Source organism: Helicobacter enhydrae, assembly GCF_001693335.1.
Lineage (GTDB): Bacteria > Campylobacterota > Campylobacteria > Campylobacterales > Helicobacteraceae > Helicobacter_G > Helicobacter_G enhydrae.
Window position 1 is genome coordinate 1,236,774 of the sequence record NZ_CP016503.1, and the last position, 14,790, is coordinate 1,251,563.

Annotated in this window: 11 protein-coding genes and 3 tRNA genes; 4 read left to right on the forward strand and 10 right to left on the reverse strand. The window is 42.6% G+C overall.

The features are described 5' to 3' along the window. Nucleotides 1-166: 166 nt before the first annotated feature. From murA to selA, 8 genes are all read right to left on the reverse strand, one after another. Nucleotides 167-1,435 (reverse strand): UDP-N-acetylglucosamine 1-carboxyvinyltransferase, encoded by a 1,269-nt coding sequence (gene murA / locus BBW65_RS05955; protein ID WP_066341026.1) that lies wholly within the window; start codon nt 1,433-1,435, stop codon nt 167-169. Next, entirely contained in the window at nt 1,435-2,196 is a 762-nt protein-coding gene (locus BBW65_RS05960; RefSeq protein WP_066341028.1) for a pseudouridine synthase, read from the reverse strand. The genes murA and BBW65_RS05960 overlap by 1 nt, the downstream gene beginning before the upstream one ends. Further along, nucleotides 2,193-5,804 (reverse strand): DNA polymerase III subunit alpha, encoded by a 3,612-nt coding sequence (gene dnaE, locus BBW65_RS05965; RefSeq protein ID WP_066341030.1) that lies wholly within the window; start codon nt 5,802-5,804, stop codon nt 2,193-2,195. Before dnaE ends, BBW65_RS05960 begins: the two co-directional genes overlap by 4 nt. Before the next feature lie 61 nt (nt 5,805-5,865). Further along, the gene (gene traF, locus BBW65_RS05970; protein ID WP_066341032.1) at nt 5,866-7,005 is read right to left on the reverse strand and encodes a conjugal transfer protein TraF; all 1,140 of its coding nucleotides are present in this window, start codon (nt 7,003-7,005) and stop codon (nt 5,866-5,868) included. Between the two features lie 63 nt (nt 7,006-7,068). Next, the gene (locus tag BBW65_RS05975) at nt 7,069-8,283 is read right to left on the reverse strand and encodes a molybdopterin molybdotransferase MoeA (RefSeq protein ID WP_066341034.1); all 1,215 of its coding nucleotides are present in this window, start codon (nt 8,281-8,283) and stop codon (nt 7,069-7,071) included. Beyond that, entirely contained in the window at nt 8,284-9,306 is a 1,023-nt protein-coding gene (locus BBW65_RS05980) for a hypothetical protein (protein WP_066341036.1), read from the reverse strand. After that, nucleotides 9,303-11,147: a selenocysteine-specific translation elongation factor gene (gene selB, locus BBW65_RS05985; protein WP_066341039.1), complete on the reverse strand. Its 1,845-nt coding sequence runs from the start codon at nt 11,145-11,147 to the stop codon at nt 9,303-9,305. The genes BBW65_RS05980 and selB overlap by 4 nt, the downstream gene beginning before the upstream one ends. Beyond that, the gene (gene selA, locus BBW65_RS05990) at nt 11,140-12,489 is read right to left on the reverse strand and encodes an L-seryl-tRNA(Sec) selenium transferase (protein ID WP_066341042.1); all 1,350 of its coding nucleotides are present in this window, start codon (nt 12,487-12,489) and stop codon (nt 11,140-11,142) included. Before selA ends, selB begins: the two co-directional genes overlap by 8 nt. 86 nt (nt 12,490-12,575) lie before the next feature. On the opposite strand from selA, the gene BBW65_RS07895 reads away from it, so the two are divergent. The 3 genes from BBW65_RS07895 (at nt 12,576) to BBW65_RS06000 (ending at nt 12,910) form a co-directional block, all read left to right on the forward strand. Further along, nucleotides 12,576-12,673 (forward strand) — tRNA-Sec (locus BBW65_RS07895). Nucleotides 12,674-12,730: 57 nt separating this feature from the next. Next, nucleotides 12,731-12,805 (forward strand) — tRNA-Gln (locus BBW65_RS05995). 28 nt (nt 12,806-12,833) lie between these two features. Continuing rightward, nucleotides 12,834-12,910 (forward strand) — tRNA-Met (locus BBW65_RS06000). Here BBW65_RS06000 and BBW65_RS06005 read toward each other — a convergent pair. Further along, complete coding sequence (locus tag BBW65_RS06005; protein WP_083986106.1) at nt 12,889-13,482, reverse strand: YigZ family protein; 594 nt, start codon at nt 13,480-13,482, stop codon at nt 12,889-12,891. The two genes, BBW65_RS06000 and BBW65_RS06005, sit on opposite strands and share 22 nt — an antisense overlap. Further along, complete coding sequence (locus BBW65_RS06010) at nt 13,466-13,972, reverse strand: META domain-containing protein (RefSeq protein WP_066341044.1); 507 nt, start codon at nt 13,970-13,972, stop codon at nt 13,466-13,468. Before BBW65_RS06010 ends, BBW65_RS06005 begins: the two co-directional genes overlap by 17 nt. A 127-nt stretch (nt 13,973-14,099) precedes the next feature. On the opposite strand from BBW65_RS06010, the gene BBW65_RS06015 reads away from it, so the two are divergent. Then, nucleotides 14,100-14,789 carry a hypothetical protein gene (locus BBW65_RS06015; protein WP_199919406.1) on the forward strand — a complete coding sequence of 230 codons (690 nt, stop codon included), beginning with the start codon at nt 14,100-14,102 and terminating at the stop codon, nt 14,787-14,789. Nucleotide 14,790: the final 1 nt, after the last annotated feature.

Genomic DNA, 14,790 nt, shown 5'->3' on the forward strand with positions numbered 1-14,790 from the left:
GGTGATTTCTCTAGGGGGCTTCAGGATAGGGGGTGGGGGAACCTGAAGCCCCATACAAAAATCAAGGCACATTGTAACATTTCTAAAAACAAAAATCAAGAGTTTTTGCAAAAAAATGCAAAAAAAGTCCAAAAAAGTGCGATTGGGGTGCAAAGTGCGGGTGCAGTTATGACTCTTGTAGTCGTTGGATTTGCACACCAAGGGCGTGGAGTTTGCCCTCTAGGTTTTCATAGCCCCTATCAAGATGATAGATTCTATGGATATTGGTTTCTCCTTGAGCGATGAGTCCTGCCAACACTAGTGCAGATGACGCACGCAAATCTGTAGCCATCACATCCGCACCTTTGAGCTTTTCGTTGCCAATAATTGTAGCTGTGTGTCCCTTGAGAGTGATACTTGCTCCAAGTCTTTGAAGCTCACTAACATGCATAAAGCGATTTTCAAACAATCTCTCTTCGATCGTGCTAGTTCCATTGCACGCAAGGGCTAAAGCCATAAATTGAGCCTGCATATCTGTCGGAAAGCCCGGATATTCTGTGGTGGTGATTTCAAAAGCGTTGAGTTGTTTGGCTGGAAGCAAGGTAAGAGAATCTTGAGTGGTTTCAAAGTCAAAACCAATTTCTTTGAGTTTGTCTAATATGGCTTGGAGATGATGAGGGATCACATCTGTAAGGGTGATAGGGGAATTGGTGATTGCTCCTGCACAGAGATAAGTTCCTGCTTCGATTCTATCTGGGATGACATTGATTGTCTGTATCTCCAAAAGCTCCCTTTCTCTACCGATGATTTCTATTTCGCTACTACCGATTCCATTGATTGTGACTCCCCCTTCTTGCAAAATCTCGCATAATTGCACGACTTCTGGCTCTTTGGCGGCATTGATGATTTTGGTTTTGCCTTTGGCAAGAGAGGCAGCCATCAGGATGTTTTCAGTCCCTGTCACGGTGATTTTGTCAAAGACAATATCGCTCCCATGCAGTCCATTTGGTGCCCTAGCGACGATATAGCCATTTTGAATCTCAACCTCTGCTCCCATTTTCTCAATCGCTTTGAGATGTAGATCCACAGGTCTAGCCCCAATCGCACAACCCCCGGGCAAACTCACCTCACAATGCCCAAATCTTGCAAGCAAGGGTCCCAAAACAAGAATCGAAGCACGCATTTTACGCACAATGTCATAGTTTGCTTGAGTTTTATTGACTTTGGAGGTGTCAATAGAGATTTGGTTTGTGCTGTTTCTTGAATATTCCGCCCCCAAAATCGCAAGCAGTTGCAAGAGAGTATTGACATCTGCGACATTTGGGAGGTTTTTGATCACCATTGGGGTTTTGGATAGAAGTGTGGCGGTAAGAATGGGCAATGCAGAGTTTTTGGCTCCTGAGATAGGAATGCTCCCTTTGAGTCTTTGGGTTTGAGAGATTCTAAGGAAATCCATTAAAGCTCCTTTTGTGAAGTTTTGAGAAATTGGTGCAAGGCTTTGTATTCTTCTTTGTTGAAAAATCGCGTTTTGCCACTTGGGAGTGCGTTGAGATTGACAAAACCATAGCTTACGCGTTTGAGATCCAAAACCTCACGCCCAAAATGTGCAAAAAAACGCCTTAGCTCACGATTTTTGCCCTCTGTGATACTCACTTTGATTTTGGAGTAATTGCGTGCATTTTTGATAATGCTGAAGTGTTCAAATGGAGCAAACTCCATAGAGGTGATCGTGCTTTTGGTATGTCCTCCAAGTGTCGCATTTTCTAGCTTCAGTCCATTTTGCATACTCTCTTGCATTGCCTGTGTGATACTTCCGTTGAGCTTGAGGAGATAGGTGCGTGTGAGATTGCATCGCATAAGTGCATCGACGACTTTGGGCTGATCGCACAAGATGAGTAGCCCCTCTGAAGCGAAGTCCAATCTCCCAACGGGCAAGAAATGCCCAAATTGAGAGCTGAGGGATTGATAAATAGTCTTCCTCCCGCGATCGTCTTTTTTGCTAACAAGTTCGCCCTTTGGTTTGTGGTAGATGATGGCTGTGAATTGTTCTTTGGGCTTGATGGGTTTGCCATCGATAAACACCCTTTGCCCCTCTTGGACGATACTTGTGGGCATTGCTTTTTGTTTGTCGATATTGACGCGTCCTGCCAAAACAAGCCCATCAGCTTCTTTGCGTGAGTGTTTTGTGTTGTGGGAGATGTATTTGTTGATTCTCATAGATCCACCCATTGCAATGATGGGAATTTGGCTTTGATGCTGTCATTGACTTTGAGATTGCTAGAAAATACAAAAGTCTGTTGTGCGTCTTTGACAAGGATTTTGAGAATCCTTGTGCCACTATGGCTTTTGGCTTCTTGTGCAAGAGATATGAAAAACTCTTCACTCGCTTCTGATTGCAGAATGATTGCAAGAGGTTGGTTTGATTCTTTGGGGTGGATTGTGGGGGTTGGTGTTTCTTCTTTTTTCTTTTTGATGTAGGTTTTGGCTTCTTGTGCTTCTTGCAGTGTGAGAAGTTGGATGAATCGGAGGTTGGGTTGAGAGGGGCTGCCATCGGATTTGACTGGATATTCAATGGCGACTTTGAGTGCGATAGGTTGTGCTAGATCGAGTGCTTCAAATTGTGCAGTATTTTTTTCCCAAATCGTGAGCTCATATTTGCCACCAAAATCAAGCAATGAAGCGATGTAGTAAGGTTTGCCACTTTTTTTGCCAATTTTGCGATCTAGGGCTATGATTTTTCCGACCATTAAGGCTTGTGATTTGTCTTCAAGCTTGTGCAAATCAGAGCTTTTGGTGAGTTTTTTGATCTGTCCGATCGCTTCTTTGAAAGAATCAAGGGGGTGTCCTGAGAGATAAATCCCCATACATTCGTATTCGTTTTCTAGCAATACAAGCTCTTCATCTTCGGGCATATCTTTGAAATCAAATGTGACATGCGTGTTGTCTGCTTCCATTCCACTAAACAATGATTCTGCCATCATCGCACTTGCTTTGTCTTTGGCTCTTCCTACTTCACAGATCGTATCAATGTGTGTGAGCATACATTTGCGAGAATAGCCTAGATTGTCAAGACTTCCTGATTTGATCAGAGGCTCCAAAATGCGTTTGGAAGTTTTGCTCCAATCAATGCGTGCGACAAAATCCTCCAAACTTTGATACTCTCCATTTTTGGTGCGTTCATTGACGATGTTTTCAATCGGAGCATCGCCTACGCCTTTGATCGCACTCAATCCAAACACAATCTTTTTGGTTTCTTTGAAATCTGTCACACCAAAGTCGCGATCTGAAACATTGATATGTGGGGGGATCACCTCAATATTCATCGCTTTGACTTCATCCAAATAATGTGCGACAGATTCGACTTTGTTGGTTTCGCTTGTAAGCATTGCAGCCATAAATTCGTGCTGATAATAGGTTTTGAGATAGGCTGTTTGAAAAGTGATCATCGCATAGGCTGCAGAGTGGGATTTGTTGAATCCATATCCTGCAAATTTGACAATAAGCTCCCAAAGCTCCTCTGCTTTTGCACGATTGAAGCCTTTTTGTTCTGCACCACTTGCGAAGCTGTCTTTTAGTCGATCCATTTCTTCTTTGATTTTTTTACCCATTGCACGACGCACGAGATCGGCTCCACCGAGTGTAAATCCACCGATAGTTTGCACGATCTGCATCACTTGCTCTTGATAGACAATCACCCCATAAGTGGGCTTGAGGATAGGCTCAAGTTCGGGGAACATATAAGTGATCGGTTTGCGTCCGTGTTTTCTGTCGATAAAGTCATCAAGCATACCTGATTCCATTGGTCCCGGTCGATAGAGAGCCAAAACCGCGATAATGTCTTCAAAAGTTGTAGGTTTGAGGCGTTTGTTGAGATCTTGCATTCCCCCTGATTCGATTTGGAACAAACCCAAAGTATCTCCGCTTTGCATAGTTTCATAGACTTTTGGGTCTTCTGTGTCGATTTGCAAGAAGTCAATCTCTTGGTTATAACGCTTTTTGATGAGTTTGAGTGCATCATCAATCACGGTGAGAGTTTTCAATCCCAAGAAGTCAAATTTGATGAGATCTACAGGCTCTAGCCATTTCATAGAGTATTGCGTAACGATTGCCCCTTCAAGCCTTTCACTTGTATAGAGCGGGACTTTGTTCCATAGTTCTTGCTCAGAATCAATCACAATGGCTGCTGCGTGTGTCCCTGCATTTCTTTTGAGGTTTTCAAGCTTGAGTGAAAAATCCCATACGGTTTGAGCCAAAGGGTTTTGCTCGATCATTTCTTTGATTTTTGGCTCTTTTTCATAGGCTGCTTGGAGAGTGATCCCTAAGTCGCTAGGGATCAATTTTGCCATCGTATCTGCGTCTTTGACACTCATTCCAAACACGCGTCCTGCGTCACGAAGCACCCCTCTAGCTTTTAGCTCACCAAAAGTGATCACTTGAGCGACATTGTATTTGCCATAACGCTCTGCAACATAGTCGATGATCTCCCCCCTGCGTCTTTGGCAAAAATCCATATCAATATCAGGCATACTGACACGCTCAGGGTTGAGGAATCGCTCAAAGAGTAAATCGTATTTGAGAGGATCGATGTTGGTGATTTTGAGAGAAAAGGCGACAAGGCTTCCTGCTGCACTTCCTCTACCCGGACCCACAGGGATACCATTGCGTTTGGCAAAATTGACAAAATCCCACACGATGAGCATATAGCCCGGGAATTGCATTTTGGTAATGATCTCAATCTCTTGCTCTAGTCGGTCTTGATAGATTTGATGTTGCTCTTGTGGGATGATTTTGAGACGCTCTTGCAATCCCTCTCGGCATTTGTATGCAAAATATTCTGCGTCATTTGTGATGTTTGCTAGTCCTTCCTCTTTGGCATATTCTTGTGTGAAGCGAAATGTCGGAGGGGTGGCTGGAGTGGATTTGAGGATTTTTTCTCCTGTGTGTTTGTTGGTGATGTCAATGTTTTTGAGAGGCAAAACAAGGTTGCATTTGTCGGCTATTTCTTGGGTGTTTTGCACTGCTTCAGGAATATCTGCAAAAATCTCTAGCATTTCTTGAGGGGATTTGATATACATTTCTTTGACACTATGTGTGATCCCATTGTCCCCCATCGCGATTTTCATTGCGATATTTTGCGTTTGTGAATCTTGGCGTAGCAAATAATGCGAATCGTTGGTCGCAACGATTTTGATCCCTGTTTCTGAAGCAATCTGAATGATTTGTGAGTCGATGTGGTATTGATCTTTGATGCCGTGTCGCATAATCTCAAGATAGAAATCCTCACCAAAAATATCTTGATATTCCAATGCGACTTCTTTTGCGATCTCATATCCGTTTTGATTATAAAACCCCGCTCGTTTGGGATTGTTGAGGTGGTTGGGGTTGGTGGAGTTGAGGTGGCGATTGACTTCTCCTGCAAGACAGGCAGATGAACAAACTAATCCTTTGCTGCGTTCTCTTAGAAGCTTTTTGTTGATTCTAGGATAATAATAGAATCCGTGGATAAAGGCTTGGGAGCTAAGATAGAGGAGATTTTGATAACCCTCATAATCTTTGGCATAGAGGCAGAGGTGGAATCGTTGTTTGCTGCTTTTGTCCCCTAGTGCGTCTTGATTGTGGATATAGGCTTCCATACCGATGATTGGTTTCACCCCCTCTTCAAGCATTGCCTGATAAAACTCAATCGCACCAAACATATTGCCGTGATCTGTGATGGCGACACTTGTCATCCCTAGCTCTCTAATGCGTTTGGCAAGAACTTTGATTTTGTTTAGCCCATCAAGAAGGGAAAATTCTGTATGAAGGTGTAAATGAGTGAATTGCATTTGAGACTCCTAAAGCTGGAAAATAGAGGGGAGTGTGGCAAAGGGCAAAAGCCCTGCTGGATCAAAATGAAAATCCAAGTCCTAACTGCAATGCAAGATAGTCAGGAAGCTGGATACCATTGTAAGGGTTTGTTTTGGTTCCAAACTGCACACCAAAATCCAAGAATGCCAAGCCAAGACCTGCACTGATGATGATGTCATCTGTGTGCTTCAGGTCTGTCGCCAAACCTGCACGCAATGCAACAAAAGCCAAATCAACACTAGTTCCAAAAGAAACCATTTGAGTTTCAAAGGTTTGATTGAAGTTTTTGTTGGCAGTGATGTCAGCATCAAGTGCCAATGTGACAATAGGGAAGTTGAGTGCCAAACCTGCACGCACTTGTGGATCAATCTTGTAAGTTTTGCCCAAAATCGCAAATTCTGGAGCATTGAGATATTTGCCTACAACGCCGATTGACAATAAATCAACAGGAGTATAAACCAAACCTGCATCGACACCAAAATTGCTACTTGAATGTTGTGTATTGGCGTTTTTGAACAATACATTTAAACTATCTTGAGCACTTGCGTTGGGATTGAGTGCTGTTTTTATGTCAATGGCGGTGAGGTTGAGGTATTTGCCTGCCACACCTAGACTAATATCACCAATGGCTGTATCAAATTGATAGGAATAACCCAATGGCACTTCCAAAAGTGCATAAGAGGATACATTGATACTGCCCTGCGTTAGACCTTGACTATGCAGATCGTCTGTTTTTAAATCAACTTTGGAATACCCTTCAAAATTGGTGAAGGCACCAACAGAGAGGGAGCCAAACAAATCAGGGAGTTGCAAGACCAAGCCATTTTGATTGTTGATCTTGAGAGAATTGTCTGTTAGTTTGGCTTTTAAATTTTCAACCAACGCTGGATTTTTTCCGTTGAGTTGAGTAAGATCTTGTTGGCTCATCTTTAACAAAGGATCTGTCAAGATCTGGCGGACATTGTGGTTTTTGGTTTGCACACCGACAAATGCTCCAAATTTTAATCCGCTATCAACGCTCATTAGAGCAGGATTGTAATACAAGCCCCAAGGTGATTTGCTGACTGCAACACCTGTGCCTGCCATACCAAAAGCTTGGCTCCCCATTGTTCCAAACTCAAGGGCGTGGAGTGAGGAGAAACCCAAAAGGGACGCTAATACTAAACTAACTTTTTTCATACTATTCCTCCTTAAAAAAATTTTTGTATTGTAGCTCAAAGACACACAAAAAATCCTAAATTTTTAGACTTGATTGGTTTGCATTGATTCTTGTGTGCCAAATTGGTATCTCGTGGGCAGAATCTGCAGGTTTGTGCCTTTTGGAACAAAGGAAACAGATTCGTCAAATATCGCTATAGCATTGCATTTGAGCAGTGGCAAAATGTCACCAGAGCCATAGCGTCCGTTTTGATACACTTCAAAATATCGACCATCAAACATTCCAAATACCATATTACTGCGTTTGGATTTGAGCGTGAGATCTTGTGTGATTTCTGCTTGAATGGTTTGTGGCACATAGTGTTTGGCGTTGCTAAGTTTTTGCAATGCAGGAATCCCCAATGTGAGTAGATTGCAGATTCCACTCAAAGGATTGCCGGGAAGTGAAAAAATCAAAGTAGAGTGAAGTCTAGCAAGAAGCATTGGACGCCCGGGCTTTAGTCGTATGCCGTGAAACAAGATTTCAGCACCAGAGAGTTTGAGTGCTTCTTCAAAATAATCAGCTTCGCCCACACTCGCCCCTCCGCTTGTCAAAACAATATCAAATGCCCTAAAGTCATCGATAGCTTGAAGTAGAGAGGTTTTGCAATCAGGCAAAATGCCTTGATAGCTAGAATGAAAATCAAATGAGGAGAGGATAGAGTGGTAGGCTGTCGCATTGATGTTGTAGATTTGATGATCTTGGGCTTCCTCCCAAGGCTCTTTGAGTTCATTGCCACTTGCATAGATTGCGATTTTTGGCTTTTGGTATGTGTTGATTGTGTGCAGTCCCTCAGAGGCAAGTAGGCTTAGTTCGGGGTAGGCAAGTCTAGTCCCGCGTGCAAGGATTGGGTCGTTTTGGCGGTATTCCTGTCCTTGAAATTTGATGTGTTGCTTTGGGGTGATGGGGTGTGTGGGGGTGATGGTGTTGTCTTGCAAATGAGCGTTTTCAAATGGAATGATGGCAAGTGTATTGCTAGGGATCATCGCTCCTGTCATAATTTTGCAACATTCTCCTTGTTTCAAGATGTGCTGATGTGCCTCTCCAGCATAGATAGTGTGTGTGATTGTATAAGAATCAGCGATTTCACTCACAGCATAGCCATCCATTGCAGAATTGCTAAAAACAGGGAAATCGCGTTTGGCAAAAATATCTTGTGCTAGGATTGAGCCTTGAGCTTGGAAAATGTTTTGGCTTTGGGTCTTGAGATCTAGCGTGAGTGAAAATAGGACTTCATAAGCTTCTTGTAGCGTTATCATTTAAACCTCCAATATTCTGATTTGTGTGTAAGCCTCTGCAAGTTTTTGAATCGATTCTAAATGCAAGTGTTCAAAACTTAGGCTCAAGAGTTCGCGTGATTGTGTCTGGGTGTAGCCCATTTCTTGCAAAACAAAAGAGGGTTGAGAAAACCCAAAGAGACATTGCTGTCCGTTGATTGCAGAGATGTGTTCTAAAAATAGACTTTGGATGAGGGTGCGTGCTTTGATATTGGGCAGACGCAAGGGGAGAGAGTTGGTGAAGCAAGAATGGAGTGGTGCAAAAAGCCCCACTTCTGTGAGGAGCTGTTGCAAGAACAGAAAGCATTCTGCGTTTTGGTTTGGTGGCGGTGTCTGAGAGAGGATTTTGGCATAAAGTGCAGAATAAAAGCCTTGCGTGTAGCGTGTGGGTGGAAAGAGGGAGGTGTGTTTGTTGTGGCTTAGGAATACGCCATTGCCCCTAAGGAAACCAAGATTTTCTGCATTGCACAAAAAGATCGTGTGTGCATCAAGCTTGAGTGCCTGATAGGATTCAAAGACTAGATATTCGCTGATGTCAATGATGAAAAGTGCGTTGGGATTGCTCTGCAAAACTTCTGCTTTGAGCTGTTGGATAGGGTTGAGCGTGAGCAAATCTTGATTGATGAGTGGCAAAATAAACACATCGCAATCTGTGGGGAGTGCCTCGATGATGCCTTGTTGTTGAGATGGAATGATTGGGGTGATCGGAAAGAATTGTTTGAAATTTTGGTAGGCATAGTAGGCTTGTTGGTGGTTGCTGATTGCAAAAGCGATGTTGAGATTTTGGGCTTTTAGGGCAAACAAAAGCTCTAGAAAATCTCCACTCCCAAAGCCAAAATTCCCTCCACTATCGCCTCCAAATAGATTGCTAAGACGCGATAAGCACTCTTGCTCCTCTTTGAATAGGTTTTGTTGGATAGGGGGGAGGTTGCAAGTCTGCCTCTGTAGCAAAAACGCATTGAGTTCTGTAGAGATTGGGGGATTTTGCAAAAAATCGAGTTTCATTGTTGGAACCTTTTGTTGTGTTTGAAGACGCGTTTGGTGTCGAGCTTGATAATATCCTCAAAAGAATCTAGATAATCAAGATAGGTGATGAGGTATTTGCGTGAGAGTGGGAGAATGGTTTTGAAAAGGTTGAGATCTATGTAGCCATGCTGCTCAATCACTTGACGCATTAGTTTGAGGATCTCATTGAGCTGTTGGGCTGTGATAAATAGGTTGTGCTCCAAACGCACGACTTTTTGAGAAGCACAGAGTTTTTTGAGGGCTTGATCTCCACTTTTGCGATCTAGATCGAGGGATTGATAAAGATTGTATGGAGCGATAGGAGAAAATCCTTGTTTTTGGAGTGATTCAAAAATGCGATCACAGATGAAGTCTTGGGGGTTTTTGATGTGGTTGTTTGGATTGGTATAGAGTCCATTGGAGAAAACGATCTTTTTTTCTTTTTGTAATGTGTCAAGAATGTGTTGGATAAAAGGCTGACTTGCCCAATGGTATTTGATTTTGAGACTTGCTGAAGAGAGGAGTGCGTTGGGGTTTTTGGCAAAAGTTTGCAGGATCAGATGTTTGAGGTGTTGCAAACTTTGATCTGAATACAGCACGAGGTTTTGAGAATCTACAAAAAGATCAGGGATGGTTTTTGCGATATTGAGGGCTTGATCGTGGTTGAGGGCGAAGCGTTGCGTGCTACTAATGAGCCCAAATCCTTTGAGATGAATCTGAGCCAACAAAGCAAAGGCTTGAGAAAAGTTTTCTTGCCATAGGTGAGAGAGGAGGAGGGCTTTTTGGGATTTTTTGATGGGATCTATGATGGGGGAGAGTATCTCGCCTCCATAGATTGTGTTTTGATGATCGCGTAAAACAAAGGATTCTTTGAAAATGGCAAAAATTTTATCTTGAGTTTTGAGTGTCGCCAAAAAGACTTTGCTGTCTAGTTGAGCTAGAGGGGTGATTTGCACGCTTGTGCGTTTTGCACCAATGTGAAACATCGCTTCTTTGGGGAGTTGGTCGGCACCATAAATGACTACATCGAGTTGATCAAAGCCACGCAAGAATCCTTTTGGGGCGATCAGAAATCCCCGTTTGAGGTCTTTGGAATGGATACCGCTGAGATTGAGTGCAACGCGATTTGAGCGTGTCGCCGAGGTTTGAAATGAGGAGTGGATTTTGATTTCTTTGACTTGCACTTCTTTGTTGAGATCATAAACTATGAGCTTATCACCTTTTTTGACTGCACCACTCAATGATGTCCCGCTCACAATGCAACCAGCACCACGCAAAGAAAACGCACGATCAATGTAATACCTAAAAAATCCAATATCTTTTTTGTGAGGTTTTTCTGTGAGGTTGAGATAATCCAAAATCGGAGGCAAGTGATCTTGGGCTTGTAAGATTGTAAAAGGAAAAATCCGATCAAGTTGTATTTGCAGGGGTTGGAAAAGTTTGTGAATCTCTTGTGCCAAAAGTTCGAGTTTGTGGGGGGTTGCTTTGTCGGATTTGGAAAGGATACAAAAACAGCGTGGGATTTTGAGAAAATTTGCAATCTGCAAATGCTCAAGGGTTTGGGGCATAATCCCATCATCACATGCAATGATTAGGCATAGCAAATCCACGCCAAATGCACCAGCGATCATATTTTTGACAAGCTTTTCATGTCCTGGCACATCGATAAAAGAGACATTGCGTTTTGGGAGTTTGAGATCAGAAAAACTAAGATCAAGAGTCATTCCTCTTGTTTTTTCCTCGTGGTTTTGATCTCCATCAAATCCATTGAGAGACTTGATAAAAGAAGTTTTCCCATGATCAATATGCCCACCGACTGCGATAAGAAGATGCTTAGACATCAAGCACCTTTTTCAAAATATCTGCAATCTTGGCAAAATCTTTTTCAAAGATACAACGCACATCTAGGCAGATTTTGTCATTGGAGATTCTTGTGATGATGCCTTGAAGGCGGATTTTTTGCTCAAGGGTGGAGGTTTTGTATTTGGGGCTAGAGAGCGTGATCCCATAAGAGGGGAATAGGCTTTGTGGCAAACTGCCTCCACCTGCCAAAGAATCAAGTCGCTCCACTTGTATATCGAGGTTTGGAATGGGTGCCAAAAGATTGGCTAGTTTGAGAGCTTTTTGTTCTAGGGTTGAGAGGGGGGTGTTGAGCATCGCAAGTGTGGGGATTTGCTCTAGGTTTTCGTTGAGGTAGGAGCGTAATGTCGCCTCTAGTGCAAGAATGGTAAATTTATCAACGCGTAAAGCACGCAGGAGGTGATTTTTTTTGAGTTGGTCGATCAGATGTTTTTTGCCGACTATGATTCCTGCTTGAGGTCCCCCAAAGAGCTTATCTCCGCTAAAGCTCACAAGAGAGGGGGCTTTGGCACAAATTTCAAAAATGCTCGGCTCTTCTTTTGTCTCCAAGCCTTGCATATAGCCACTTCCCAAATCATAATAATCGATGAGGTTGTGTTGTTGTGCCAATTGGGTGAGGGATTCAAAACTCACGCTTGAGCAAAATCCTATTTGCTTGAAATTGGATTGATGTGCTTTGAGTAGAAGGCTTGTGCGTTCTGTGATGGCTTCTTGATAATCGCTCAAGTGTGTTTTGTTGGTTGTGCCAACTTCGATCAAGTGGCTTCCTGAGAGTTTCATCACCTCATTGATACGAAAAGAACCCCCGATCTCTACAAGCTCACCGCGGGAGATGATCACTTCTTTGTCTTTGCCAAAGGTGTTGAGTATGAGGAGAACTGCACTTGCATTGTTATTGACGACAAGCACATCTTCGCAATGCAAAAGCGTTTGGAGCAAATGTGTGATATGGGTGTAGCGTTCGCTACGCTTGCCTGTGTTGATGTCGTATTCCAAATTGTTGTAGCTTGAAAGCAAGGGCATTATTTCCTCAAGGATTTTTGGGTGCAAAAGACTGCGTCCAAGATTTGTTTGCAACACAACTCCTGTGGCATTGATAAGAGGCATAATCGTAGAGTGCGTTTGTCGGTGATATTGGGCTGTGATGGAGGATTTGAGTTGGTCAATATCTAGTGCTTGGATTTGGTGCGACAAAATCTCCTCTCTTAGTTTTTGGATTTGGGTTTGGATGATAGGTTTTAGGATTTTGTGTTTCATCATTGAAAAATCAGAATCTTTGAGTAAAGCATCGATTTTTGGCAAATGTTTCAAGAGATCTTGCACGACAAAAGTTCCTCATAAATTGATAGATAATTTTATATAATTCTATCTCAAACATTGTAAAAACTCATTGGATGATTGCGTTTCGTGGAGGGTAAGCGATTCTGGTGTTCGCCTTGGGCTTCAAACCCATAGAGTGGTTAGGTGTCTAATTGCTGGAGAGTTCGATTCTCTCACCTTCTCGCCATTTATTGATGAAACTCTTGACTTTGTTTTTTAATTACACTATAATCGCAGTTTTTGTTGGGGTATCGCCAAGCGGTAAGGCACCTGGTTTTGGTCCAGGCATTCAGAGGTTCGAATCCTTTTACCCCAGCCATTCTTCATTTGATCTTTCAATGACTTATCGCGGGATAGAGCAGTCCGGTAGCTCGTTGGGCTCATAACCCAAAGGTCGGTGGTTCAAATCCGCCTCCCGCAACCAAATTGATTTTGCGTGATAAAAACTTCAAACTCTAGCTTTTTTTCTTGTGTTGATTCTAGTTTCAAACCCACTTCTTGTGCTTGAAAATTTTTATCGATGATGTTGATGTCGCAATGTTTGCAAAAATACTCCACCTGTCTTAAATGAGGATAGGAGATCACGATCTCCCACTGCACTTTTTGCACAAACATTTGATAGCCCCCATTGTTTTTGGCTTGTTGGATTGCGTCTTGGGCGGATTTGGTGTAGGCACGCACAAGTCCTCCCACCCCCAATAGTGTCCCACCAAAATAACGCACAATGATGAGCCCCACATCAATCAGATCCTCCCCTCTCAAGACATTGAGTGTGGGTATCCCTGAACTTCCTTTGGGCTCTCCGTCATCGCTAAATGATTCTATGATGTGGCTTTGATAAACACGCGTTGCATAGACATAATGGACGGCTTTGGGGTGTTGGATTTTGAGAGAGTGCAATAATGGCTCAAAATCTTTGTATGGAGTGAGGAAGCTTAAAAATTTTGAGCCTTTGTTTTCAAAGTTCCCGCAGTATGTTTCATTGATTTGATACATCTTGATTGTTGGGTGAGGTGGTGTTGTCATAGGGTGTGAGATGGATGGTTAGCTGTTCTTTTGTCAGCACCATATTATCCCCATCTTCATTGATTGCAAATTCTCCATCAAACTCCTCCATCAGTTTTTGTTCAAAAGTCATAATTTCTTCAGAGCAGAGTTTGCGTGTGAGGCTTGCGTCGCGAATCTCTATGGTTTTTTCTTTTTTTTCATCTTTGACCCAACTATAAGTGGCAGAAAAGCTATTGCAACCTGTATTCCCATAGATTTTGAGTTCTTGAGTGTCAAATCGCAAATCAGGAACAACATCATAATCTTCTGGCGTATAGACAACAGAATCATTCTCAAAAGAAGCGATACTCCATTGATTTTTGCCTAGATTGATAGAGGGACCCGTATCAAAAACATTGAGCACAAAACAACCGCTGAATACAAATATCACAAAAACCATGAGTAGAGTGCGTAAAATTTTGGAACTTAAAAAAAACATTTGATACAATCCTTAAAATTTTGATGATAAAACATAGCTTAAAATACTAACAAACTAATAATGATGGCGTGGTGTGTTGTGCTAGATTTTATTGTTTCAAATTATAAACAAAAAAACAAAAGGAAAAATGACAATGTTACATTTTTTGGAAAATCCCTTAGCACCTACCGATACAAAAACAATTATTCTAGGTTATATTGAAAATTTGGAAGCTTTTAGGAATAGGATTGTTTTTGCTCCGGTTTTTGAGATGTCAAAACAGCAGGTGGTTTATGAGATAGGGGCGGAGGAGGGGGTTGTCGCACTGCTTGCTTATTATTTGTGTGCTGATCGATCTGTATTGCCCGAGCTGGATATAGGATATTTGAGTGCAGAGAGCAATGTCGGAGAGGAGGAGTTGGAGGGTGTTCTTGAGTTTTTGGGTGGTGGGCGTTTCAATATTGTGGTTTCTGAAAGTTTTTTGAAGCATTTTGCTTATGCCAATATGTTGGCATTTTTGGCAGAGATTTGCAAACAACGGGAGTGCCAAATCTTTGCTGATCTACCAAAATGTCGCACCCCTATGGAGTTGCCTCAATCTGATGGGAGCTTCGTGTTTGTCCGTCGTGGCGACAATCGTTTGAGCTTTTCAAGGCAGTTTGCCAAAAGTGCCAAACTCACAGACGGAGAGAGGGTGAAGCTCTCGCTCAAAGGTTTGGAAGTGGAGGTGGAGTGCAGAGAAGATTCGGATCTCAAGGGGACGATAGGGGTTTTGGAGATCAGAGAGGATTATCCGTTTTATCCTTATCAAAAGATTTTGGTGCATAGAGGGAATTAGA